The following is a 1,258-nucleotide window of genomic DNA, read 5'->3' as shown; positions in this document are numbered from 1 at the left end:
TGTAGTGGCATAGTTAATTTGGCCACCTAGTTAGAGGTGATATCATCACCTCATAAGTTAACAGGTGACATTATGACAAAACGTACAAGACGACTTTTTAGCGCTGAATTTAAACTAGAGGCAGCACAGCTAGTCCTCGATCAAAACCACTCAGTTGCTGAAGCAGCTCAAGCCATGAATGTGGGCAAGTCCACCATGGACAAATGGGTTCGCCAACTAAAAGAAGAACGCCAAGGTAAAGCACCTAAAGCCTATCCAATTACGCCTGAACAAATTGAAATACGAGAGCTTAAAAAGAAGCTAGCTCGTCTTGAGGAGCATAACGAAATATTAAAAAAAGCTACCGCTCTCTTGATGTCGGACTCGTTGAACAATTCTCGATAATTGAGAAACTCAGGCAGAGCTATAGCATAAAAACATTGTGCGAAGTGTTCAGTATTCATCGCAGCAGCTATAAATATTGGCGAAAAAGGCCAGCTGTTATCAATGTAGAAAAGGTCAAGCTACACAGCTTGGTAAATGAAAGCCATGCTGCGAGTAATGGCTCTGCCGGTGCTCGAACCATCGCGAGCCTTGTGACAAATCAAGGAATGAATCTGAGTCGTTATCGAGCTACCAAGATAATGAAAGAGCTTGGCCTAGTGAGTTGCCAGTTACCGAAACATAAGTACAGAAAGGCATCACAGGAACACATAGAGATCCCAAATCATCTTAATAGGCAATTTGCTGTTACTGAGCCAAATGAGGTTTGGGTCGGTGACGTTACCTATGTTTGGACAGGTAATCGCTGGATGTATTTAGCCGTTGTTATAGACTTATTTGCACGAAAAACGATTGGTTGGGCAATGTCACTATCACCGGATAGCCGATTAACAGGAAAGGCTCTTTCGATGGCCTATGAGTCTCGCGGAAAACCGCAAGGCGTTATGTTCCACAGTGATCAGGGAACTCATTATACAAGCAGAAAATACCGCCAATTACTGTGGCGTTATCAAATAAAACAGAGTTTATCTCGTCGTGGAAACTGTTGGGATAACAGCCCAATGGAGCGATTTTTTAGAAGCTTAAAGACTGAGTGGATCCCGACGGTAGGTTACCGTAGCTTTGATGAAGCACAACAGGAAATTACCCGATACATAATTCAATATTACTGTCAGCTCAGGCCCCATCAATATAATGGCGGGCTGACACCTAATGAGTCAGAACGATTGTTCTGGTTAAACTCTAAGATCGTGGCCAATATTAGTTGACCACTACA

General features: G+C 42.9%; 1 protein-coding gene. It reads left to right on the top strand.

Annotated features, from left to right (window positions below; genetic code table 11):
* The first annotated feature begins 72 nt into the window (after positions 1 to 72).
* Positions 73 to 1,250 (top strand): IS3 family transposase gene (locus M9196_RS23205; RefSeq protein ID WP_250619873.1). Its coding sequence is split into 2 segments (ribosomal slippage): positions 73 to 331 and positions 331 to 1,250, totalling 1,179 coding nucleotides; the frame shifts between segments, so codons are not numbered across the junction.
* Positions 1,251 to 1,258 lie beyond the last annotated feature (8 nt).

This window comes from Vibrio methylphosphonaticus, from assembly GCF_023634655.1.
In the GTDB taxonomy this organism is placed as follows: domain Bacteria; phylum Pseudomonadota; class Gammaproteobacteria; order Enterobacterales; family Vibrionaceae; genus Vibrio; species Vibrio methylphosphonaticus.
The sequence above is the reverse complement of the archived record's forward strand: the minus strand, read 5'-3'. Positions and strand labels throughout refer to the sequence as shown.